Source organism: Vibrio aquimaris (assembly GCF_009363415.1).
Classification (GTDB): Bacteria; Pseudomonadota; Gammaproteobacteria; order Enterobacterales; family Vibrionaceae; genus Vibrio; species Vibrio aquimaris.
This window is the reverse complement of sequence record NZ_CP045350.1, coordinates 2,788,323-2,811,247: the sequence shown is the minus strand read 5'-3', so window position 1 is coordinate 2,811,247 and position 22,925 is coordinate 2,788,323. Positions and strand designations below refer to the sequence as shown.

At 46.1% G+C, this 22,925-nt stretch carries 9 protein-coding genes, 6 tRNA genes and 7 rRNA genes; 15 read left to right on the top strand and 7 right to left on the bottom strand.

Features of this window, described 5'->3' with window-relative positions; genetic code table 11:
- The first annotated feature begins 77 nt into the window (after positions 1-77).
- The 14 genes from rrf (FIV01_RS12955) (at position 78) to FIV01_RS12890 (ending at position 12,745) form a co-directional block, all read left to right on the top strand.
- Positions 78-193: ribosomal RNA gene (rrf, locus tag FIV01_RS12955) — 5S ribosomal RNA — on the top strand.
- Positions 194-539: 346 nt separating this feature from the next.
- Positions 540-2,087, top strand: a 16S ribosomal RNA gene (locus tag FIV01_RS12950).
- A 58-nt stretch (positions 2,088-2,145) separates the two neighbouring features.
- Positions 2,146-2,221: transfer RNA gene (locus FIV01_RS12945), tRNA-Ala, on the top strand.
- A gap of 20 nt (positions 2,222-2,241) precedes the next feature.
- Positions 2,242-2,317, top strand: a tRNA-Glu gene (locus FIV01_RS12940).
- Positions 2,318-2,606: 289 nt separating this feature from the next.
- Positions 2,607-5,492, top strand: a 23S ribosomal RNA gene (locus tag FIV01_RS12935).
- Between the two features lie 103 nt (positions 5,493-5,595).
- Positions 5,596-5,711: ribosomal RNA gene (gene rrf / locus FIV01_RS12930) — 5S ribosomal RNA — on the top strand.
- Between the two features lie 347 nt (positions 5,712-6,058).
- Positions 6,059-7,605 (top strand): 16S ribosomal RNA (locus FIV01_RS12925).
- Between the two features lie 88 nt (positions 7,606-7,693).
- Positions 7,694-7,769, top strand: a tRNA-Glu gene (locus FIV01_RS12920).
- 2 nt (positions 7,770-7,771) lie between these two features.
- Positions 7,772-7,847 (top strand) — tRNA-Lys (locus FIV01_RS12915).
- A 30-nt stretch (positions 7,848-7,877) separates the two neighbouring features.
- Positions 7,878-7,953: transfer RNA gene (locus FIV01_RS12910), tRNA-Val, on the top strand.
- A gap of 345 nt (positions 7,954-8,298) precedes the next feature.
- Positions 8,299-11,180: ribosomal RNA gene (locus FIV01_RS12905) — 23S ribosomal RNA — on the top strand.
- Positions 11,181-11,283: 103 nt separating this feature from the next.
- Positions 11,284-11,399, top strand: a 5S ribosomal RNA gene (rrf, locus tag FIV01_RS12900).
- The 16S, 23S and 5S rRNA genes sit together here with 6 tRNA genes alongside, the layout of an rRNA operon.
- A 30-nt stretch (positions 11,400-11,429) precedes the next feature.
- A tRNA-Asp gene (locus tag FIV01_RS12895) sits at positions 11,430-11,506 on the top strand.
- A 207-nt stretch (positions 11,507-11,713) separates the two neighbouring features.
- Positions 11,714-12,745: a Tle-like phospholipase domain-containing protein gene (locus tag FIV01_RS12890; protein WP_152431350.1), complete on the top strand. Its 1,032-nt coding sequence runs from the start codon at positions 11,714-11,716 to the stop codon at positions 12,743-12,745.
- A gap of 115 nt (positions 12,746-12,860) precedes the next feature.
- Here the strand turns inward: FIV01_RS12890 and FIV01_RS12885 are convergent, their stop codons facing one another.
- Positions 12,861-14,150: a cation:proton antiporter gene (locus FIV01_RS12885; protein WP_152431349.1), complete on the bottom strand. Its 1,290-nt coding sequence runs from the start codon at positions 14,148-14,150 to the stop codon at positions 12,861-12,863.
- Between the two features lie 168 nt (positions 14,151-14,318).
- Here FIV01_RS12885 and metH point away from each other — a divergent pair, with 168 nt between their 5' ends.
- Positions 14,319-17,996 carry a methionine synthase gene (metH, locus tag FIV01_RS12880; RefSeq protein ID WP_152431348.1) on the top strand — a complete coding sequence of 1,226 codons (3,678 nt, stop codon included), beginning with the start codon at positions 14,319-14,321 and terminating at the stop codon, positions 17,994-17,996.
- Positions 17,997-18,053: 57 nt separating this feature from the next.
- Here metH and mgtE read toward each other — a convergent pair whose 3' ends face one another.
- The 6 genes from mgtE to FIV01_RS12850 all read right to left on the bottom strand — a co-directional run bounded on the left by mgtE (position 18,054) and on the right by FIV01_RS12850 (position 22,894).
- The gene (gene mgtE / locus FIV01_RS12875; RefSeq protein ID WP_152431347.1) at positions 18,054-19,409 is read right to left on the bottom strand and encodes a magnesium transporter; all 1,356 of its coding nucleotides are present in this window, start codon (positions 19,407-19,409) and stop codon (positions 18,054-18,056) included.
- A gap of 114 nt (positions 19,410-19,523) precedes the next feature.
- The gene (locus tag FIV01_RS12870; protein ID WP_152431346.1) at positions 19,524-19,802 is read right to left on the bottom strand and encodes an HPr family phosphocarrier protein; all 279 of its coding nucleotides are present in this window, start codon (positions 19,800-19,802) and stop codon (positions 19,524-19,526) included.
- 3 nt (positions 19,803-19,805) lie between these two features.
- Positions 19,806-20,669, bottom strand: a complete 864-nt coding sequence (gene rapZ / locus FIV01_RS12865; RefSeq protein WP_152431345.1) for an RNase adapter RapZ — start codon at positions 20,667-20,669, stop codon at positions 19,806-19,808.
- Positions 20,669-21,115: a PTS IIA-like nitrogen regulatory protein PtsN gene (ptsN, locus tag FIV01_RS12860; protein WP_152431344.1), complete on the bottom strand. Its 447-nt coding sequence runs from the start codon at positions 21,113-21,115 to the stop codon at positions 20,669-20,671. Before ptsN ends, rapZ begins: the two co-directional genes overlap by 1 nt.
- 5 nt (positions 21,116-21,120) lie before the next feature.
- Positions 21,121-21,408 (bottom strand): ribosome hibernation promoting factor, encoded by a 288-nt coding sequence (gene hpf / locus FIV01_RS12855; RefSeq protein WP_152431343.1) that lies wholly within the window; start codon positions 21,406-21,408, stop codon positions 21,121-21,123.
- A gap of 25 nt (positions 21,409-21,433) precedes the next feature.
- Positions 21,434-22,894 carry an RNA polymerase factor sigma-54 gene (locus tag FIV01_RS12850; RefSeq protein WP_152431342.1) on the bottom strand — a complete coding sequence of 487 codons (1,461 nt, stop codon included), beginning with the start codon at positions 22,892-22,894 and terminating at the stop codon, positions 21,434-21,436.
- Between the last annotated feature and the right edge of the window lie 31 nt (positions 22,895-22,925).

The following is a 22,925-nucleotide window of genomic DNA, read 5'->3' as shown; positions in this document are numbered from 1 at the left end:
TCAACTAGAACATTGAATGTGTTAAGAACAAAAACAGCTTTCCAAGTTATTCTCTAGAGATAGAGAGAAAGAATTTGCTTGGCGACCATAGCGTTGTGGACCCACCTGACTCCATGCCGAACTCAGTAGTGAAACGCAATAGCGCCGATGGTAGTGTGGGGCTTCCCCATGCGAGAGTAGGACATCGTAAGGCTTCTATTTACTTTCATTTTTAGAAAAATGAAAACAAAATAGCGACTTTGTCTATTTGATAGACAGGTCACCATAAGATTCTAAAAATTGTAGAGTTTTATGTTGACTTCAACAGTCATTCGCGTATTATGCGCGTCCTGCTCAAGTGCTAAGGCATTGAAAGCAACGCTCTTTAACAAACTAAACCTATCAATCTGTGTGGGCACTCGTTGATGATAATCCAAAAGATTTATCAATGAACTGAGTGACCAATCGGTAGTAATACCGGCACAGTCAATTCAACATTACACAGTAATGTTATCAGTATTCATTGAGCCTCCCCTATTTATTTAGGGAATCAAAACTTTAAATTGAAGAGTTTGATCATGGCTCAGATTGAACGCTGGCGGCAGGCCTAACACATGCAAGTCGAGCGGAAACGAGTTATCTGACCCTTCGGGTGACGATAACGGCGTCGAGCGGCGGACGGGTGAGTAATGCCTGGGAAATTGCCCTGATGTGGGGATAACCATTGGAAACGATGGCTAATACCGCATAATAGCTTCGGCTCAAAGAGGGGACCTTCGGGCCTCTCGCGTCAGGATATGCCCAGGGGGATTAGCTAGTTGGTGAGGTAAGGGCTCACCAAGGCGACGATCCTAGCTGGTCTGAGAGGATGATCAGCCACACTGGAACTGAGACACGGTCCAGACTCCTACGGGAGGCAGCAGTGGGGAATATTGCACAATGGGCGCAAGCCTGATGCAGCCATGCCGCGTGTATGAAGAAGGCCTTCGGGTTGTAAAGTACTTTCAGCAGTGAGGAAGGTGGGTATGTTAATAGCATACTCATTTGACGTTAGCTGCAGAAGAAGCACCGGCTAACTCCGTGCCAGCAGCCGCGGTAATACGGAGGGTGCGAGCGTTAATCGGAATTACTGGGCGTAAAGCGCATGCAGGTGGATGATTAAGTCAGATGTGAAAGCCCGGGGCTCAACCTCGGAATAGCATTTGAAACTGGTCATCTAGAGTACTGTAGAGGGGGGTAGAATTTCAGGTGTAGCGGTGAAATGCGTAGAGATCTGAAGGAATACCGGTGGCGAAGGCGGCCCCCTGGACAGATACTGACACTCAGATGCGAAAGCGTGGGGAGCAAACAGGATTAGATACCCTGGTAGTCCACGCCGTAAACGATGTCTACTTGGAGGTTGTGGCCTTGAGCCGTGGCTTTCGGAGCTAACGCGTTAAGTAGACCGCCTGGGGAGTACGGTCGCAAGATTAAAACTCAAATGAATTGACGGGGGCCCGCACAAGCGGTGGAGCATGTGGTTTAATTCGATGCAACGCGAAGAACCTTACCTACTCTTGACATCCATAGAACTTTCCAGAGATGGATTGGTGCCTTCGGGAACTATGAGACAGGTGCTGCATGGCTGTCGTCAGCTCGTGTTGTGAAATGTTGGGTTAAGTCCCGCAACGAGCGCAACCCTTATCCTTGTTTGCCAGCACTTCGGGTGGGAACTCCAGGGAGACTGCCGGTGATAAACCGGAGGAAGGTGGGGACGACGTCAAGTCATCATGGCCCTTACGAGTAGGGCTACACACGTGCTACAATGGCGCATACAGAGGGCGGCCAACTTGCGAAAGTGAGCGAATCCCAAAAAGTGCGTCGTAGTCCGGATTGGAGTCTGCAACTCGACTCCATGAAGTCGGAATCGCTAGTAATCGTGGATCAGAATGCCACGGTGAATACGTTCCCGGGCCTTGTACACACCGCCCGTCACACCATGGGAGTGGGCTGCAAAAGAAGTGGGTAGTTTAACCTTCGGGGGGACGCTCACCACTTTGTGGTTCATGACTGGGGTGAAGTCGTAACAAGGTAGCGCTAGGGGAACCTGGCGCTGGATCACCTCCTTATACGATGATTATTAAGACAAGTGTCCACACAGATTGATGGTTTATGTAGTTTAAAGATGGGGCTATAGCTCAGCTGGGAGAGCGCTTCGCTGGCAGCGAAGAGGTCATCGGTTCGATCCCGATTAGCTCCACCAGTTCATAGTAAGAACACAGTGTCCCGTTCGTCTAGAGGCCTAGGACACCGCCCTTTCACGGCGGTAACAGGGGTTCGACTCCCCTACGGGATACCATCTTTAAACGCATTAAAAGTAGTGCGTTTAAAGATGGTTTCGTTATGAAATCTGCTCTTTAACAATTTGGAAAGCTGACAAAACAATCTTGATTCTTTGTGAATAAGATTGTTTGTAAAGTTCTCAATGTTTATCGAAAGATAAACACCAATAAACACATTCAAGTGTTCTTGGAAACAACACCTTAGTGTGTTGTTTATATTTGAGTCCGGCAAAATCGAGTCTGCATCATGTTTAAATAATTGCAGACAACTTTGGTTGTTTAATCTAAGACCCTTTGGGGTTGTATGGTTAAGTGACTAAGCGTACACGGTGGATGCCTTGGCAGTCAGAGGCGATGAAGGACGTATTAACTTGCGATAAGCCCAGATTAGGTAGTAAAAACCATTTGAGTCTGGGATTTCCGAATGGGGAAACCCAACTGCATAAGCAGTTACTGTTAACTGAATTCATAGGTTAACAGAGCGAACCGGGGGAACTGAAACATCTAAGTACCCCGAGGAAAAGAAATCAACCGAGATTCCGAAAGTAGCGGCGAGCGAAATTGGATTAGCCCTTAAGCTTTACACGCGTTAGACGAACGGTCTGGAAAGTCCGACGATACAGGGTGATAGTCCCGTAGTTGACGACGCGTGTTCAGTGAAATCGAGTAGGGCGGGACACGTGATATCCTGTCTGAATATGGGGGGACCATCCTCCAAGGCTAAATACTACTGACTGACCGATAGTGAACCAGTACCGTGAGGGAAAGGCGAAAAGAACCCCTGTGAGGGGAGTGAAATAGAACCTGAAACCGTGTACGTACAAGCAGTAGGAGCAGGCTTGTCCTGTGACTGCGTACCTTTTGTATAATGGGTCAGCGACTTATATTCAGTAGCAAGGTTAACCATCTAGGGGAGCCGTAGAGAAATCGAGTCTTAACTGGGCGTCGAGTTGCTGGATATAGACCCGAAACCAGGTGATCTAGCCATGAGCAGGTTGAAGGTTGAGTAACATCAACTGGAGGACCGAACCGACTAATGTTGAAAAATTAGCGGATGACTTGTGGCTAGGGGTGAAAGGCCAATCAAACCTGGAGATAGCTGGTTCTCCCCGAAATCTATTTAGGTAGAGCCTCGGACGAATACTACTGGGGGTAGAGCACTGTTAAGGCTAGGGGGTCATCCCGACTTACCAACCCTTTGCAAACTCCGAATACCAGTAAGTACTATCCGGGAGACACACGGCGGGTGCTAACGTCCGTCGTGGAGAGGAAAAACCCAGACCGCCAGCTAAGGTCCCAAATTACAGCTAAGTGGGAAACGATGTGGGAAGGCTTAGACAGCTAGGATGTTGGCTTAGAAGCAGCCATCATTTAAAGAAAGCGTAATAGCTCACTAGTCGAGTCGGCCTGCGCGGAAGATGTAACGGGGCTAAGTTGTAAACCGAAGCTGCGGCAATACGATTTATCGTATTGGGTAGGGGAGCGTTCTGTAAGCCGTTGAAGGTGTGTTGTAAAGCATGCTGGAGGTATCAGAAGTGCGAATGCTGACATGAGTAACGATAAAGGGGGTGAAAAACCCCCTCGCCGGAAGACCAAGGGTTCCTGTCCAACGTTAATCGGGGCAGGGTAAGTCGACCCCTAAGGCGAGGCCGAAAGGCGTAGTCGATGGGAAACGGGTTAATATTCCCGTACTTCTTACAATTGCGATGGGGGGACGGAGAAGGCTAGGTGGGCCTGGCGACGGTCGTCCAGGTTCAAGTGCGTAGGCTTGAGAGTTAGGTAAATCCGGCTCTCTACAAGGCTGAGACACGATGTCGAGCTACTACGGTAGTGAAGTCATTGATGCCATGCTTAGGAAAAGCCTCTAAGCTTCAGATTGTAAGGAATCGTACCCCAAACCGACACAGGTGGTCGGGTAGAGAATACCAAGGCGCTTGAGAGAACTCGGGTGAAGGAACTAGGCAAAATGGTACCGTAACTTCGGGAGAAGGTACGCTCTTGTCGGTGAAGTCCCTCGCGGATGGAGCTAATGAGAGTCGCAGATACCAGGTGGCTGCAACTGTTTATTAAAACACAGCACTGTGCAAAATCGTAAGATGACGTATACGGTGTGACGCCTGCCCGGTGCCGGAAGGTTAATTGATGGGGTTAGACGTAAGTCGACGCTCTTGATCGAAGCCCCGGTAAACGGCGGCCGTAACTATAACGGTCCTAAGGTAGCGAAATTCCTTGTCGGGTAAGTTCCGACCTGCACGAATGGCGTAATGATGGCCACGCTGTCTCCACCCGAGACTCAGTGAAATTGAAATCGCTGTGAAGATGCAGTGTACCCGCGGCTAGACGGAAAGACCCCGTGAACCTTTACTACAGCTTGGCACTGAACATTGAGCCTACATGTGTAGGATAGGTGGGAGGCTTTGAAGTGTGCACGCCAGTGTGCATGGAGCCATCCTTGAAATACCACCCTTGTATGTTTGATGTTCTAACTTAGACCCATTATCTGGGTTGAGGACAGTCTTATGGTGGGTAGTTTGACTGGGGCGGTCTCCTCCCAAAGAGTAACGGAGGAGCACGAAGGTGGGCTAATCACGGTTGGACATCGTGAGGTTAGTGCAATGGCATAAGCCCGCTTGACTGCGAGAATGACAATTCGAGCAGGTGCGAAAGCAGGTCATAGTGATCCGGTGGTTCTGTATGGAAGGGCCATCGCTCAACGGATAAAAGGTACTCCGGGGATAACAGGCTGATACCGCCCAAGAGTTCATATCGACGGCGGTGTTTGGCACCTCGATGTCGGCTCATCACATCCTGGGGCTGAAGTCGGTCCCAAGGGTATGGCTGTTCGCCATTTAAAGTGGTACGCGAGCTGGGTTTAGAACGTCGTGAGACAGTTCGGTCCCTATCTGCCGTGGGCGTTGGAAGATTGAAGGGGGCTGCTCCTAGTACGAGAGGACCGGAGTGGACGAACCTCTGGTGTTCGGGTTGTGTCGCCAGACGCATTGCCCGGTAGCTAAGTTCGGAATCGATAACCGCTGAAAGCATCTAAGCGGGAAGCGAGCCCTAAGATGAGTCTTCCCTGACCCCTTGAGGGTCCTAAAGGGTTGTTCGAGACTAGAACGTTGATAGGCAGGGTGTGTAAGCGTTGTGAGGCGTTGAGCTAACCTGTACTAATTGCCCGTGAGGCTTAACCATACAACACCCAAAGGGTTTTGATGGACTCAACTAGAACATTGAATGTGTTAAGAACAAAAACAGCTTTCCAAGTTATTCTCTAGAGATAGAGAGAAAGAATTTGCTTGGCGACCATAGCGTTGTGGACCCACCTGACTCCATGCCGAACTCAGTAGTGAAACGCAATAGCGCCGATGGTAGTGTGGGGCTTCCCCATGCGAGAGTAGGACATCGCCAGGCTTCTATTTACTTTCATTTTTTAGAAAAATGAAAACAAAATAGCGACTTTGTCTATTTGATAGACAGGTCACCATAAGATTCTAAAAATTGTAGAGTTTTATGTTGACTTCAACAGTCATTCGCGTATTATGCGCGTCCTGCTCAAGTGCTAAGGCATTGAAAGCAACGCTCTTTAACAAACTAAACCTATCAATCTGTGTGGGCACTCGTTGATGATAATCCAAAAGATTTATCAATGAACTGAGTGACCAATCGGTAGTAATACCGGCACAGTCAATTCAACATTACACAGTAATGTTATCAGTATTCATTGAGCCTCCCCTATTTATTTAGGGAATCAAAACTTTAAATTGAAGAGTTTGATCATGGCTCAGATTGAACGCTGGCGGCAGGCCTAACACATGCAAGTCGAGCGGAAACGAGTTATCTGACCCTTCGGGTGACGATAACGGCGTCGAGCGGCGGACGGGTGAGTAATGCCTGGGAAATTGCCCTGATGTGGGGGATAACCATTGGAAACGATGGCTAATACCGCATAATAGCTTCGGCTCAAAGAGGGGGACCTTCGGGCCTCTCGCGTCAGGATATGCCCAGGTGGGATTAGCTAGTTGGTGAGGTAAGGGCTCACCAAGGCGACGATCCCTAGCTGGTCTGAGAGGATGATCAGCCACACTGGAACTGAGACACGGTCCAGACTCCTACGGGAGGCAGCAGTGGGGAATATTGCACAATGGGCGCAAGCCTGATGCAGCCATGCCGCGTGTATGAAGAAGGCCTTCGGGTTGTAAAGTACTTTCAGCAGTGAGGAAGGTGGGTATGTTAATAGCATACTCATTTGACGTTAGCTGCAGAAGAAGCACCGGCTAACTCCGTGCCAGCAGCCGCGGTAATACGGAGGGTGCGAGCGTTAATCGGAATTACTGGGCGTAAAGCGCATGCAGGTGGATGATTAAGTCAGATGTGAAAGCCCGGGGCTCAACCTCGGAATAGCATTTGAAACTGGTCATCTAGAGTACTGTAGAGGGGGTAGAATTTCAGGTGTAGCGGTGAAATGCGTAGAGATCTGAAGGAATACCGGTGGCGAAGGCGGCCCTGGACAGATACTGACACTCAGATGCGAAAGCGTGGGGAGCAAACAGGATTAGATACCCTGGTAGTCCACGCCGTAAACGATGTCTACTTGGAGGTTGTGGCCTTGAGCCGTGGCTTTCGGAGCTAACGCGTTAAGTAGACCGCCTAGAGTACGGTCGCAAGATTAAAACTCAAATGAATTGACGGGGGCCCGCACAAGCGGTGGAGCATGTGGTTTAATTCGATGCAACGCGAAGAACCTTACCTACTCTTGACATCCATAGAACTTTCCAGAGATGGATTGGTGCCTTCGGGAACTATGAGACAGGTGCTGCATGGCTGTCGTCAGCTCGTGTTGTGAAATGTTGGGTTAAGTCCCGCAACGAGCGCAACCCTTATCCTTGTTTGCCAGCACTTCGGGTGGGAACTCCAGGGAGACTGCCGGTGATAAACCGGAGGAAGGTGGGGACGACGTCAAGTCATCATGGCCCTTACGAGTAGGGCTACACACGTGCTACAATGGCGCATACAGAGGGCGGCCAACTTGCGAAAGTGAGCGAATCCCAAAAAGTGCGTCGTAGTCCGGATTGGAGTCTGCAACTCGACTCCATGAAGTCGGAATCGCTAGTAATCGTGGATCAGAATGCCACGGTGAATACGTTCCCGGGCCTTGTACACACCGCCCGTCACACCATGGGAGTGGGCTGCAAAAGAAGTGGGTAGTTTAACCTTCGGGGGGACGCTCACCACTTTGTGGTTCATGACTGGGGTGAAGTCGTAACAAGGTAGCGCTAGGGGAACCTGGCGCTGGATCACCTCCTTATACGATGATTATTAAGACAAGTGTCCACACAGATTGATGGTTTATGTAGTTTAAGAGAAAGAAGATATCCCAATATCTTCGACTTAGTGTCCCGTTCGTCTAGAGGCCTAGGACACCGCCCTTTCACGGCGGTAACAGGGGTTCGACTCCCCTACGGGATACCATTGGGTCGTTAGCTCAGTTGGTAGAGCAGTTGACTTTTAATCAATTGGTCGCAGGTTCGAATCCTGCACGACCCACCATTCTTCTCCACGAAGAATAAAAACTTATGTGGGCGATTAGCTCAGTTGGGAGAGCACCTGCCTTACAAGCAGGGGGTCACTGGTTCGAGCCCGGTATCGCCCACCATTCTCTAAGTATTTTTGGTTGTTTTATCCAAACCACGTCAGTAAACGTATGTGGTTAGATAAATGACGCCGAGAATCTTTAGATAATGTGCTTCCCTTTGGGAAAACAACGCTCTTTAACAATTTGGAAAGCTGACAAAGCAATCTTGATTCTTTGTGAATAAGATTGTTTGTAAAGTTCTCAATGTTTATCGAAAGATAAACACCAATAAACACATTCAAGTGTTCTTGGAAACAACACCTTAGTGTGTTGTTTATATTTGAGTCCGGCAAAATCGAGTCTGCATCATGTTTAAATAATTGCAGACACTTTGGTTGTTTAATCTAAGACCCTTTGGGGTTGTATGGTTAAGTGACTAAGCGTACACGGTGGATGCCTTGGCAGTCAGAGGCGATGAAGGACGTATTAACTTGCGATAAGCCCAGATTAGGTAGTAAAAACCATTTGAGTCTGGGATTTCCGAATGGGGAAACCCAACTGCATAAGCAGTTACTGTTAACTGAATTCATAGGTTAACAGAGCGAACCGGGGGAACTGAAACATCTAAGTACCCCGAGGAAAAGAAATCAACCGAGATTCCGAAAGTAGCGGCGAGCGAAATTGGATTAGCCCTTAAGCTTTACACGCGTTAGACGAACGGTCTGGAAAGTCCGACAATACAGGGTGATAGTCCCGTAGTTGACGACGCGTGTTCAGTGAAATCGAGTAGGGCGGGACACGTGATATCCTGTCTGAATATGGGGGGACCATCCTCCAAGGCTAAATACTACTGACTGACCGATAGTGAACCAGTACCGTGAGGGAAAGGCGAAAAGAACCCCTGTGAGGGGAGTGAAATAGAACCTGAAACCGTGTACGTACAAGCAGTAGGAGCAGGCTTGTCCTGTGACTGCGTACCTTTTGTATAATGGGTCAGCGACTTATATTCAGTAGCAAGGTTAACCATCTAGGGGAGCCGTAGAGAAATCGAGTCTTAACTGGGCGTCGAGTTGCTGGATATAGACCCGAAACCAGGTGATCTAGCCATGGGCAGGTTGAAGGTTGAGTAACATCAACTGGAGGACCGAACCGACTAATGTTGAAAAATTAGCGGATGACTTGTGGCTAGGGGTGAAAGGCCAATCAAACCTGGAGATAGCTGGTTCTCCCCGAAATCTATTTAGGTAGAGCCTCGGACGAATACTACTGGGGGTAGAGCACTGTTAAGGCTAGGGGGTCATCCCGACTTACCAACCCTTTGCAAACTCCGAATACCAGTAAGTACTATCCGGGAGACACACGGCGGGTGCTAACGTCCGTCGTGGAGAGGGAAACAACCCAGACCGCCAGCTAAGGTCCCAAATTACAGCTAAGTGGGAAACGATGTGGGAAGGCTTAGACAGCTAGGATGTTGGCTTAGAAGCAGCCATCATTTAAAGAAAGCGTAATAGCTCACTAGTCGAGTCGGCCTGCGCGGAAGATGTAACGGGGCTAAGCTGTAAACCGAAGCTGCGGCAATACGATTTATCGTATTGGGTAGGGGAGCGTTCTGTAAGCCGTTGAAGGTGTGTTGTAAAGCATGCTGGAGGTATCAGAAGTGCGAATGCTGACATGAGTAACGATAAAGGGGGTGAAAAACCCCCTCGCCGGAAGACCAAGGGTTCCTGTCCAACGTTAATCGGGGCAGGGTAAGTCGACCTAAGGCGAGGCCGAAAGGCGTAGTCGATGGGAAACGGGTTAATATTCCCGTACTTCTTACAATTGCGATGGGGGACGGAGAAGGCTAGGTGGTGGCGACGGTCGTCCAGGTTCAAGTGCGTAGGCTTGAGAGTTAGGTAAATCCGGCTCTCTACAAGGCTGAGACACGATGTCGAGCTACTACGGTAGTGAAGTCATTGATGCCATGCTTAGGAAAAGCCTCTAAGCTTCAGATTGTAAGGAATCGTACCCCAAACCGACACAGGTGGTCGGGTAGAGAATACCAAGGCGCTTGAGAGAACTCGGGTGAAGGAACTAGGCAAAATGGTACCGTAACTTCGGGAGAAGGTACGCTCTTGTCGGTGAAGTCCCTCGCGGATGGAGCTAATGAGAGTCGCAGATACCAGGTGGCTGCAACTGTTTATTAAAAACACAGCACTGTGCAAAATCGTAAGATGACGTATACGGTGTGACGCCTGCCCGGTGCCGGAAGGTTAATTGATGGGGTTAGACGTAAGTCGACGCTCTTGATCGAAGCCCCGGTAAACGGCGGCCGTAACTATAACGGTCCTAAGGTAGCGAAATTCCTTGTCGGGTAAGTTCCGACCTGCACGAATGGCGTAATGATGGCCACGCTGTCTCCACCCGAGACTCAGTGAAATTGAAATCGCTGTGAAGATGCAGTGTACCCGCGGCTAGACGGAAAGACCCCGTGAACCTTTACTACAGCTTGGCACTGAACATTGAGCCTACATGTGTAGGATAGGTGGGAGGCTTTGAAGTGTGCACGCCAGTGTGCATGGAGCCATCCTTGAAATACCACCCTTGTATGTTTGATGTTCTAACTTAGACCCATTATCTGGGTTGAGGACAGTGCCTGGTGGGTAGTTTGACTGGGGCGGTCTCCTCCCAAAGAGTAACGGAGGAGCACGAAGGTGGGCTAATCACGGTTGGACATCGTGAGGTTAGTGCAATGGCATAAGCCCGCTTGACTGCGAGAATGACAATTCGAGCAGGTGCGAAAGCAGGTCATAGTGATCCGGTGGTTCTGTATGGAAGGGCCATCGCTCAACGGATAAAAGGTACTCCGGGGATAACAGGCTGATACCGCCCAAGAGTTCATATCGACGGCGGTGTTTGGCACCTCGATGTCGGCTCATCACATCCTGGGGCTGAAGTCGGTCCCAAGGGTATGGCTGTTCGCCATTTAAAGTGGTACGCGAGCTGGGTTTAGAACGTCGTGAGACAGTTCGGTCCCTATCTGCCGTGGGCGTTGGAAGATTGAAGGGGGCTGCTCCTAGTACGAGAGGACCGGAGTGGACGAACCTCTGGTGTTCGGGTTGTGTCGCCAGACGCATTGCCCGGTAGCTAAGTTCGGAATCGATAACCGCTGAAAGCATCTAAGCGGGAAGCGAGCCCTAAGATGAGTCTTCCCTGACCCCTTGAGGGTCCTAAAGGGTTGTTCGAGACTAGAACGTTGATAGGCAGGGTGTGTAAGCGTTGTGAGGCGTTGAGCTAACCTGTACTAATTGCCCGTGAGGCTTAACCATACAACACCCAAAGGGTTTTGATGGACTCAACTAGAACATTGAATGTGTTAAGAACAAAAACAGCTTTCCAAGTTATTCTCTAGAGATAGAGAGAAAGAATTTGCTTGGCGACCATAGCGTTGTGGACCCACCTGACTCCATGCCGAACTCAGTAGTGAAACGCAATAGCGCCGATGGTAGTGTGGGGCTTCCCCATGCGAGAGTAGGACATCGCCAGGCTTTATATTTAGACTTAGGTCTAACCAGTGCGGAGCGGTAGTTCAGTTGGTTAGAATACCGGCCTGTCACGCCGGGGGTCGCGGGTTCGAGTCCCGTCCGCTCCGCCACTTCTTCTAAACCCCAGCAGCAATACTGGGGTTTTCTTTTTTATCTAAATACTATTCTGTTCATGCTCTTACCACTCATTAAATTATCCATGTATTTACAGAAACATTCATAAATAATCCAGAGTGATTGTCATCTACCATATGTATTATTTTATTGAATTCTTTCATATGCGGTAGTGAATTTACCCAGATATATATGGTAATAACATGACAGTAAATACTATACATCCAATCAGTAGTTTGAGTAATGTAATTCGTTCAAGTTTAGGACGCAACGTTTCGAAAAAAGAGCTTGAGGTTATATGCGTTAAACACGCTAAAACTGCAGATTTAGATGACAAACTTAGAGCTAGATTGCTTCGAACGTTGGTGACAACAAATGATCCATCCAAAAAGAGCATGATTAGCACCCAATACGAAGGGATTAAATCTAAGGTAGCAGAACTTAGGCCATTCGTATATTTGGCCAAAGCTCCTTATATAGGCTCATTACCATCTTCTGAGGGTATGCAGTCGTGGACAACCGATAGTGCCTATTTACAGTCACAGGGTAAAAATACTCCCCGGCAGTTGTCGTTAGATATTTGCACAAGTATAAAATCAATCAATTTAGGTAATGATGGCAAACTGATATGCTCCAAATCTGGGCTAACAGCATTTATTGCAATTAATGAGAAAACCAAGCAAATCGTGATTTCTTTTGGTGGTACAACAAGTGGTGAAAAAAATAGCCCCAAACTAAAAAATAGAGCAGTATCTAACCTTGGTTATATAAATAAACAAAATATGGCTAATGCACTGAATGCTATTGGTAACCATACTCCGAAAAGCTACTCTCAAGCAGAAACGCTTGTTGCTAACCTTAAAAGGCTAGCCCCTGGAGATTATGAAGTTATTGCTGTAGGTCATTCTAAAGGTGCGGCAGAGGCAGAATATGCAGCATTGAGCCATGGTATAAGAGCCTATTGCTTTGCTAGTGCAGCCCTTAGCGATCACAATTATGAAAAGGCAATGAAAAAGCACTATGGCGACAATTGGCAGCTGTCCCAAAAAGAGGCGTCAGAAAAAATTGAGCATTGCTTCGTTAAAGGGGATTTTATCCCTAAGCTTGGCTTTGGTAAGCATTATGGAAAGATTACTTATATACCATCGTTTGACGGAGTTAAGCCTATTGCACATCATGACAAGTTTGACGAGTATATTTTGGCTATTTCTGACTCTGACAGAATAAAGGGTTAAGTTTTCTTAATCGAAAGAACAACTTCTTTATGCGACTTTGGTATCACTTCAAGCCACAAATATCATCACTAGATGATTAAAGGCTCTTTAAAGAGCCTTTATAATTTTGAAAAAGCTATTTATCCGATCCCATCTCTTTTTCAGCAAGCTTGGCTTTTTCTATCATAGGAGTAATCGTTGAACCCTGAACTAAGATGGAAAACACTACGACGGAGTAGGTCATAACGAGGATGATTTCTTTCACGTCGATGAGCTTGTCTTGAACAACCCAAATACCTGAGGGAATAGAAAGGGCCATAGCTAGCGCTAAGCCGCCTCGTAAACCGCCCCAAGTCAGGATCTTGACTGACCATGGGTTGTATTTTCTATGCCGTTTAAAGCCTATGTAAGCAAGGAAAACACTTAGGTAACGCGCGCCCAGCACTAGAGGTACGGAAAATGCCATTAAGATCCAATCTTCTTTATGGAATTCAAACAGTAGCATGGACATACCGATCAAAAGAAACAGCACGCCGTTTAAAAACTCATCGACAAGCTCCCAGAAGTGATCAAGATGGTCTTCACTCTCTTTAGAGAAGCCAATAAATCGAGTCCAGTTGCCGATCATAATTCCGGATACAACCATAGCAAGCGGCCCTGAAACGTGCAGAACTTCCGCAAATGCATAGCCGGCCGTAGGCACACCTATCGTTAACAGTAACTCCATTGAGTGATCGTCGGTTGAGCTGATCAGGTAATGGAATAGCAATCCAAGAGCAAATCCATATACGATGCCACCAATAGCTTCTTGGATAAATAGCATAGTGACGCTACCTACTGTTGGAGCTTCACTACCAAATGCTATGGTGAACAGCGTGACGAATATAACTAAGCCGAAACCATCGTTAAATAAGGATTCTCCCTCGATTTGAGTGGAGATACGCTCAGGTGCGTCTAGCTTTTTGACAATAGCAAGAACGGCAATAGGGTCGGTCGGTGAAATTAGTGCGCCAAAGAGCAAGCAATATACAAGGTCAAATTGAACACCGAGCAGCTGGCAGAAACCATACAGGACAAAACCGATAAAAAAGGTTGAGAATAAGGTAGCGCCCAATGCCAGTACGGTAATTTCCCATTTCTGATTTTTTAAGTGAGGCAATTTAATGCCTAAACCACCAGCAAAAAGCAGAAAGCCCAAAATACCTTTGAGAAGAAAGTCTTCAAAATTAATACTTGATACAGTATCAGAGGCAATTTCAGTCAGATGAAACCAGTTGTTTTGTCCAGCGATTAGAATAAGAAGAGATAGAACCATTGAGCCTGCCGTAATAGCAATGGTTGTTTGCATCTTTCCTATCTTACTGTTTATAAAGGCAATAAACATTGCGGCGGCAGATAAAAAACAGAGAGTGTAGTAAACCGACATTGGGATCTCAAAGTGTGACAAATTATGACTGAGAATTTTCTTCTCGACGTGATTAAATAGCAAACGTTTTTTGTCATTCTTAGGTGAGAAATTTAGTCGTTTAGACGTCTAGACTCCTTTCTAAACTGTGATAGGATGGCTGAATAAGGAAAGTAATAGGGCTGTATCGTGGGAAGTAATATAAGGCAAGAGATAGAAACTCAGTTAAAACATCGCATATTGCTGATTGATGGTGGTATGGGCACCATGATTCAGGGGCATAAACTAGAGGAAGCAGACTACCGAGGTGAGCGCTTTGCTAATTGGCATTGCGATCTTAAAGGTAACAATGATCTTTTAGTATTAACTCAACCAGATTTGATTAAGGCTATCCACTGTGAGTATCTACAAGCAGGTGCTGATATCCTTGAAACCAATACGTTTAATGCTACTACCATCGCCATGGCTGACTACGATATGGAAAGCCTTAGCGAAGAGATTAACTACCAAGCGGCAAGACTAGCCCGTGCAGCGGCTGATGAATGGACAGTAAAGAATCCACAAAAGCCTCGTTATGTTGCCGGTGTACTTGGTCCCACTAATCGTACTTGCTCTATTTCTCCAGATGTCAATGACCCAGGTTACCGCAATGTAAGTTTTGATGAGTTAGTTGTTGCTTACTCAGAATCCACCAAAGCTTTAATAAGAGGTGGCTCTGATCTAATACTTATCGAAACCATCTTTGATACGTTAAATGCCAAAGCTTGTGCATTCGCAGTTGATAGTGTGTTTGAAGAATTAGGGCTGGCATTGCCTGTCATGATTTCTGGCACCATCACAGATGCATCAGGCAGGACACTATCAGGACAGACAACAGAAGCTTTCTATAATTCTCTTCGCCACGTAAAGCCTATTTCATTTGGTCTTAATTGTGCTCTTGGTCCTGATGAACTTCGTCCTTATGTCGAGGAATTGTCCCGTATTGCAGAATCATTTGTTTCTGCCCACCCTAATGCAGGGTTACCGAATGCTTTTGGCGAATATGATCTATCTCCTCAAGACATGGCAATGCATGTTAAGGAATGGGCTCAGAGTGGTTTTCTCAATTTAATTGGCGGATGCTGTGGCACAACCCCTGAGCATATACGCCACATGGCGGAGGCTGTGGAGGCTATCACTCCTCGTCAGTTGCCAGAGCTAACCGTAGCGTGCCGTCTTTCAGGATTAGAACCGCTGACCATAGAGAAAGACACCTTATTTGTGAATGTGGGTGAACGAACTAATGTGACAGGCTCAGCACGTTTTAAACGTCTGATAAAAGAGGAGTTATACGATGAGGCGCTCGATGTTGCTCGTCAGCAAGTGGAAAATGGCGCTCAAATTATCGATATAAACATGGATGAGGGTATGCTTGATGCGCAGGCATGCATGGTGCGCTTCCTCAACCTGTGTGCTTCAGAGCCTGAAATATCCAAAGTTCCTATTATGGTTGACTCATCTAAATGGGAGGTCATAGAAGCAGGGCTTAAGTGTATCCAAGGCAAGGGAATTGTGAATTCTATTTCCTTGAAGGAAGGGAAAGATAAGTTTATTGAGCAGGCAAAACTAATTCGCCGCTATGGTGCTGCGGTTATTGTCATGGCGTTTGATGAAGTTGGTCAGGCAGAAACTCGTCAGAGAAAGTTGGAAATCTGTACCCAAGCATATCGAATTTTGGTTGATGAGGTGGGTTTTCCTGCAGAAGATATTATCTTTGATCCTAATATATTTGCCGTTGCGACGGGGATCGAAGAACATAACAACTATGCGGTCGATTTCATTGATGCTATTGCAGATATTAAGCGCGATCTTCCTTATGCGATGATTTCCGGTGGTGTATCCAACGTTTCTTTTTCATTTCGGGGCAACAATTACGTTCGTGAAGCCATTCATGCTGTGTTTCTTTACCATTGCTTTCGTAATGGTATGGATATGGGCATAGTGAATGCTGGCCAGCTAGAAATCTATGACAATGTTCCTGAAAAGCTTAGAGAAGCTGTAGAAGATGTGGTTCTTAATCGCCGCGATGACTCAACCGAACGATTACTAGACATCGCTGCTGAATACGCACAAAAAGGGGTCGGTAAAGAGGAAGATGCTAGCGCACTTGAGTGGCGAACTTGGCCCGTAGCCAAACGGTTAGAACATGCCTTGGTGAAAGGTATTACCGAGTTTATTGTCGAGGATACCGAGGAAGCACGCATCAACGCAGTTAAGCCTCTTGAGGTGATTGAAGGTCCTTTAATGGACGGTATGAATGTGGTCGGTGATTTATTTGGTGAGGGTAAGATGTTTCTTCCCCAAGTGGTGAAATCTGCTCGAGTGATGAAGCAAGCTGTCGCACACTTAGAACCCTTCATCAATGCCGAAAAACAAGCCGGATCTTCTAACGGTAAGATACTGTTGGCAACGGTTAAAGGCGATGTTCATGATATAGGTAAAAACATCGTTGGGGTCGTTTTACAATGCAACAATTACGAAATTATTGATCTGGGCGTAATGGTGCCATGTGAGAAAATACTCAAGGTCGCCAAAGAAGAAAATGTCGATATTATAGGTTTGTCCGGTTTGATTACCCCTTCTCTTGATGAAATGGTCCATGTTGCTAAAGAAATGGAGCGTCTTGATTACCACTTGCCTTTATTGATAGGCGGAGCGACAACTTCTAAAGCTCACACCGCAGTTAAAATTGAACAAAATTACCGCCATCCGGTTGTGTATGTGAACAATGCGTCTCGTGCTGTAGGTGTTTGTACATCCCTACTTTCTGATGAGTTACGCCCAGCCTTTATTGAAAAGTTGGATGCAGATTATGTGCGAGTTCGCGATCAACATAATCGCAAGAAGCCGCGCACCAAGCCAGTAACACTTGAACAAGCACGTGAGAATAAAGTGGCTATAGATTGGGATAGCTATACCCCACCGGCTCCGGCAAAACCAGGAGTACATGTATTTGATGATTTTGATGTCGCAACTCTTCGCCGTTACATTGACTGGACTCCATTTTTTATGACTTGGTCTTTGGTTGGAAAATACCCAGCAATTTTTGAACATGAAGAGGTTGGAGAAGAAGCTAAAAGATTATTTGCTGATGCTAATGAATTGCTTGATAGAGTTGAAAGAGAAGGATTATTAAAGGCTCGCGGCATGTGCGCACTTTTCCCAGCGGCAAGTGTTGGTGATGATATTGAAGTTTATACCGATGAGTCTCGCACTCAAGTTTATAAAACATTACATAACTTGCGCCAGCAAACTGAAAAAACTAAGGGCTACAATTACTGTCTATCCGATTATATTGCACCTAAAACTTGCGGAAAGTCCGATTGGATTGGTGCCTTTGCGGTGACTGGGGGAATTGGAGAACGTGAGTTGGCTGACGAATATAAAGCTAACGGAGATGACTATAACGCGATTATGATTCAGGCTGTGGCGGATAGGCTTGCAGAAGCCTTCGCCGAGTATCTTCATGAGCGAGTACGCAAAGAAATTTGGGGTTATGCTAAAGCTGAAAATTTATCTAATGAAGAGCTCATAAGGGAGAAATATCAGGGTATTCGACCAGCACCTGGCTACCCTGCGTGCCCTGAGCATACAGAGAAAGCAATATTGTGGGAATTGCTCAACGTTGAAAAGACAATAGAGATGTCTTTAACCACAAGTTATGCCATGTGGCCAGGAGCCTCAGTCTCAGGTTGGTATTTTTCACATCCTGACTCGCGTTATTTTGCGATTGCTCAGATTCAGAAAGACCAAGTGGAGAGTTACGCGAGACGCAAAGGGTGGGATAATGTGGAAGCTGAGAAATGGTTAGGCCCTAATATCAATTAGTGTTTTCTAGAGGCCCCAAGGCACAGTATTTGCTGTACTTTGGGGTCTCTGGTTAGGCTAAATCATAAATGTGGCTAAGCCTAAAAATACGGATAAACCAATCACATCCGTGACGGTTGTTAGTGCCATTCCACCTGCAAGTGCAGGGTCAATATTCATTTTTTTCAGTAGGATAGGAATGGTAACCCCAGCGATGCCTGCCACGAGCAGATTGGTTAGCATGGCCGCTGAGATAATTCCTCCCAACATCCAATTGCCTTTCCAAGCGACCACAATACCACCTATGATCAGTGCCCACATTATTCCGTTTACTAGGCCTATGGCCGCTTCTTTGGCCAGTAGCTCACGCCTGTTTGCATCACCGATATGACCAAGCGCGAGCCCTCTTATTACAAGTGCTACGGTTTGATTTCCTGCTACACCTCCCATCGAAGGCACTATGGTCATCAGAACCGCAATCGCTGCCATTTGCTCTAAGGTTGCTTCGAACATATTCGATACGGACGCCGCGGCCAGTGCTGCAAGTACATTCGCACCTAGCCAAATACTGCGTTTGCGAGCGGATTTAAATACGGGAGCAAAGGTGTCTTCATCGTCATCCATACCCGCCATACTCATCATTGAGTGTTCAGCATCTTCACGAATAACATCTACGACATCATCAATAGTAATTCGGCCAACAAGATGCTGATGTTCATTAATGACAGGGGCCGAGACCCAATTTCGCCGTTCAAAAAGGCTAGCAATATCAGAGTCACTCATGGTGACTTCTATTGCTTCGTCAGCATCAGCCATAACGTCACTAACTTTGACATCAGGCTGTGTGGTGATTAGGGTTGTGATCGGCAGCTGACCAATAAGTTGACTGTCTTCATTTATCACGTAAAGCGCATCTGTTGCTTCAGGTAATTCCCCTTTTATGCGCAGATAGCGAAGAACAACATCGACATCGACATCACCACGAATGGTAATCACATCTGTGTTCATCAAACCGCCAGCGCTATCCTCAGGGTAGGATAATGCTGTTTCGACCCTTAAGCGGTCGGAGATGTCCATTTGTGAAAGGACTTCACGCGAGACATTGTCAGGTAAGCTTCGCAGAACGTAGGCGACATCATCGGTGTCCATGCCTTCGGTGGCTTCCGCGAGCACTTCAGGCTCCATCTTTGAGACTAAAGCGTCTTTGACGTCTTCATTAAGTTCATCCAGAATTTCACCGTAATCTTCAGGATCGGTGAGTTGCCAGAGTACATCTCGGCTTTTTCGTGGAGAGGCTTCTAACAGATGGGCAATATCTTCCGGCTCCATGTCCTGAAGTTGTCGCCGGACATGGACAAATCGGCCATTTTCTAGAGCTTCTGAAACTTCTTGGAGGGCTTGGTGAGCTTGATCGAATTCAATTTGCTCTGCCATCTCTTCCCCCTGACTCTATAAGCTTACAATACGTCGAATAGTAACTTAATTTTAGTGTTTATTTAATAAGTTAATACAAAGGGAGTGATTTTTCTTTTATCTTGAGTGAGAAAGTTATTCAGTCTCTTCGAATTTATCTTCAATCAGGTGGCAAATTGCGTCAAGTGCGGGTTGAGCATCGTTACCTTCAGCGATAATCGTAACATGTTCACCTTGCGAGGACTCAAGCATGAGCAAGCCCAGTACACTATCTGCGGTGACTTCTCTACCCTCGTGATTTTGTATCGTTAAGGTAACATCAAACGATTGAGCAAGTTCGACAAGTTTTACCGCCGCACGAGCGTGTAGCCCCAATCGGTTTTGGATAAGGACGGTTCTGCTCTTGTGTGGCATGGGTTATTCCTTGTGTTTTTTTTCTAGACTTTTGTGGCGGATCTGAACTTGATGTCCCATTTGAGCGAAATATTCACCAATCTGTTGGGCAAGATAAACGGAACGATGTTGCCCGCCTGTGCAACCGATGGCAACAGTCAAATAGCTGCGATTATTTTTCTCAAGTAAAGGTAACCAATTTTCTATGAAGGTCTCAATTTGCTTTTTTAAATCAAGTACATCTTTATGACTTTCCAGAAAAGCTCTGATAGGTGCGTCGAGTCCTGTCATTGGCCTCAATGCGGGCTCCCAATGGGGGTTTGGTAAAAAGCGTACGTCAAACACATAATCTGCATCACTAGGCAAACCATACTTATAGCCAAAAGACTGAAATACCATAACAAGATCTTTGCGTTCACGACCTTCAATACGCATTCTGACCATCTCGCTCAGTTCATGCAGAGATTGATTGCTACTGTCAATCACTAAGTCTGCATGCTCTTTCAGTGGGGATAGGATACTACGTTCTTTCTCTATTGCTTGTTCTAAAGAGGTGTTTTCTTGGCTGAGTGTTAATGGGTGGATGCGCCGCGTTTCGCTATAGCGTTTTAGTAGCGAATCTATTTTCGCATCCAGAAACAGCAAACTCACATCAGAGGATTTTTTTAGCTTGGTCAGCACGTCAGTGAGCAAGTTAGGTTCTGTGGGTAAGTTACGAATATCAATACTAACCGCCACATTTTGTTTACTTGATTTGACTGATTTAACAAACTTGTCCAGTAGATCTATCGGTAAGTTGTCAACACAGTAATAGCCTAAATCTTCTAGAACACGGAGCGCTACCGTTTTTCCCGCTCCAGATTGTCCGCTGACAATGATAAGTCTCATTAGTGATTAACCATAATATCGTAGAGCTCTTGGTCGGATTTTGCTTTACGTAACTGTTTTAAGACTTGCTTGTTATTTAGCCTTTCAGCCATGTTTGAAAGGGTTTTAAGGTGCTCTTTACATTGGGCATCTGGTACTAGCAGAGCAAATAGTAGGTCTACAGGTCGATTGTCTATTGAATCAAATTCAATAGGAGATTCACATTGTAGTAGAACCGCAATGGCTTGGTCTGTTGAGTGCATACGAGCGTGAGGTATGGCAATACCATTACCTATGCCAGTGCTGCCGACTTTTTCTCGGCTAAGCATACATTCAAATAGCTCTGTGGGGTTTTGTCCAGTGCGCATCGCGACGATTTCACTGATCATCTCTAGAGCTCGTTTTTTACTAGTGCATTGGACTGCACTTTTGGTGCAGTCCAATGAGAGTATTTCACTTAATCGCATGATATTTAGTGTGTATTCAGCTTTTCTTTGTGTTTGTTTAATTGTCTAACCAATTTGTCAACCAAAGAGTCGATTGCAGCGTATATATTTTCTTCATCCGCAGATGCATGAATCTCTCCTTGGTTGACGTGAAGGGTAGCTTCTGCGATCTGGCGAAGTTTTTCAACTTTTAAAACAACATGTACGTTATTTATATGGTCAAAAAACCGCTCAAGCTTTTGAAACTTTTCATTGACATAGTCTTGCATTGAATCGGTAAGCTCAATGTGGTGGCCGTTTATATTGATTTGCATAGACTTTCCTTCTTGGTTAAAGGCCTTAAAGTAGGCGTTTGCGCTGACTCGAAGGGGCGATGCCTAGAGATTCTCGGTATTTCGCTATAGTTCGTCTAGCGACCTGAATCCCTTGGTCAGCAAGTAGAGCTGCAATCTTACTGTCACTGAGTGGTTTGGCACTATTTTCGGCAGCAACCAACTTTTTGATCAAAGCTCGGATTGCAGTGGATGAACACTCTCCACCATTGTCGGTACTGACATGGCTAGAAAAGAAATATTTTAATTCAAAAATACCTCTCGGAGTGTGCATGAACTTCTGGGTCGTTACCCTTGAAATTGTCGATTCGTGCATATCAACATCCAGAGCGACATCATTGAGTACCATGGGTTTCATTGCTTCTTCCCCATATTCAAAGAAATCACGCTGATGTTCAACAATACATTTTGCAACTTTTAACAAAGTTTCATTTCTACTTTCTAGACTTTTTATCAGCCATTTTGCTTCTTGTAGGTTGGAGCGAATATATTGGCTATCGGAGCTGTTCCCCTTTCCTAAAGCTGCATAGTGTTGGTTGACTTTCAGTCTGGGTATAGAGTCAGGGTTTATGGTTACCCGCCATTTACCATGCTCTTTAAATACAGATACATCTGGAATGACATATTCAGCGTGTTCCGCTGCAATACGGCTGCCAGGTCTTGGGTCCAATTGTTGAATTAAATTTAAGGCTTCTTTAAGATCGGACTCTTTTAGCTTAGCCTCTCTTATAATCAGCTTATAATCGCGATTGCCTAGCTGATCTATATGCTCAGTCAGCACTAATTGAGCTTCTTTTAGCCAAGGTGTATCCTCGGGGAAAGCGGCAAGCTGAAGTAGTAGGCAATCTTGCAAATTATTTGATGCAACGCCTAGAGGGTCAAACTGTTGAATACGCTTGCGGACGGCTTCAATTTCATCAAGCTCAATTTCTTCATGGTTAAAGCTCTCTAGAATATCTTGGGTTGATATGGTGAGGTAGCCATAGTCGTCTATGGCGTCAATTATCGCCATAGCTATGGTTCTGTCCGTGTCACTAAATGGGGTTAAATCCAACTGCCAAGTAAGGTAATCATGCAGCGATTGAGTGGTTTCACCTTGGTATACGGGAGTGTCATCATCTAAAGCTAAGCCAGTACTGCCTGTATTCGCGCTGTACACATCTTCCCATGTTGTATCAATTTCGAGTTCTTTACTTATTTCCGAAGTTTCGATAAGTTCTGAACTGTCTTTCACCTCTGGTTCTGTGGCTTCAGAGCTACTTTCTTTTTCTTCCCTCGCTGACTTGTCTTCGAGGTTTGTATTGTCTTCTGAGTTCTCTTCTAATTCTAACAGTGGGTTGGAGTCCAAGGCTTCTTGAATCTCTTGCTGGAGATCCAGAGTAGAGAGTTGCAGCAAGCGAATGGCTTGTTGCAACTGTGGGGTCATTGCTAACTGTTGTCCTAGCTTGAGTTGTAATGAGGGTTTCATTCAGTATTATTTGCCTTAGATGCTATAGAAT

Coding starts and splice junctions, on each gene's coding strand:
- FIV01_RS12890 (WP_152431350.1), top strand. CDS start 11,714: ATGACAGTAAATACTATACATCCAATCAGTAGTTTGAGTAATGTAATT.
- FIV01_RS12885 (WP_152431349.1), bottom strand. CDS start 14,150: ATGTCGGTTTACTACACTCTCTGTTTTTTATCTGCCGCCGCAATGTTT.
- mgtE (WP_152431347.1), bottom strand. CDS start 19,409: ATGGCAGAGCAAATTGAATTCGATCAAGCTCACCAAGCCCTCCAAGAA.
- FIV01_RS12870 (WP_152431346.1), bottom strand. CDS start 19,802: ATGCCACACAAGAGCAGAACCGTCCTTATCCAAAACCGATTGGGGCTA.
- rapZ (WP_152431345.1), bottom strand. CDS start 20,669: ATGAGACTTATCATTGTCAGCGGACAATCTGGAGCGGGAAAAACGGTA.
- ptsN (WP_152431344.1), bottom strand. CDS start 21,115: ATGCGATTAAGTGAAATACTCTCATTGGACTGCACCAAAAGTGCAGTC.
- hpf (WP_152431343.1), bottom strand. CDS start 21,408: ATGCAAATCAATATAAACGGCCACCACATTGAGCTTACCGATTCAATG.
- FIV01_RS12850 (WP_152431342.1), bottom strand. CDS start 22,894: ATGAAACCCTCATTACAACTCAAGCTAGGACAACAGTTAGCAATGACC.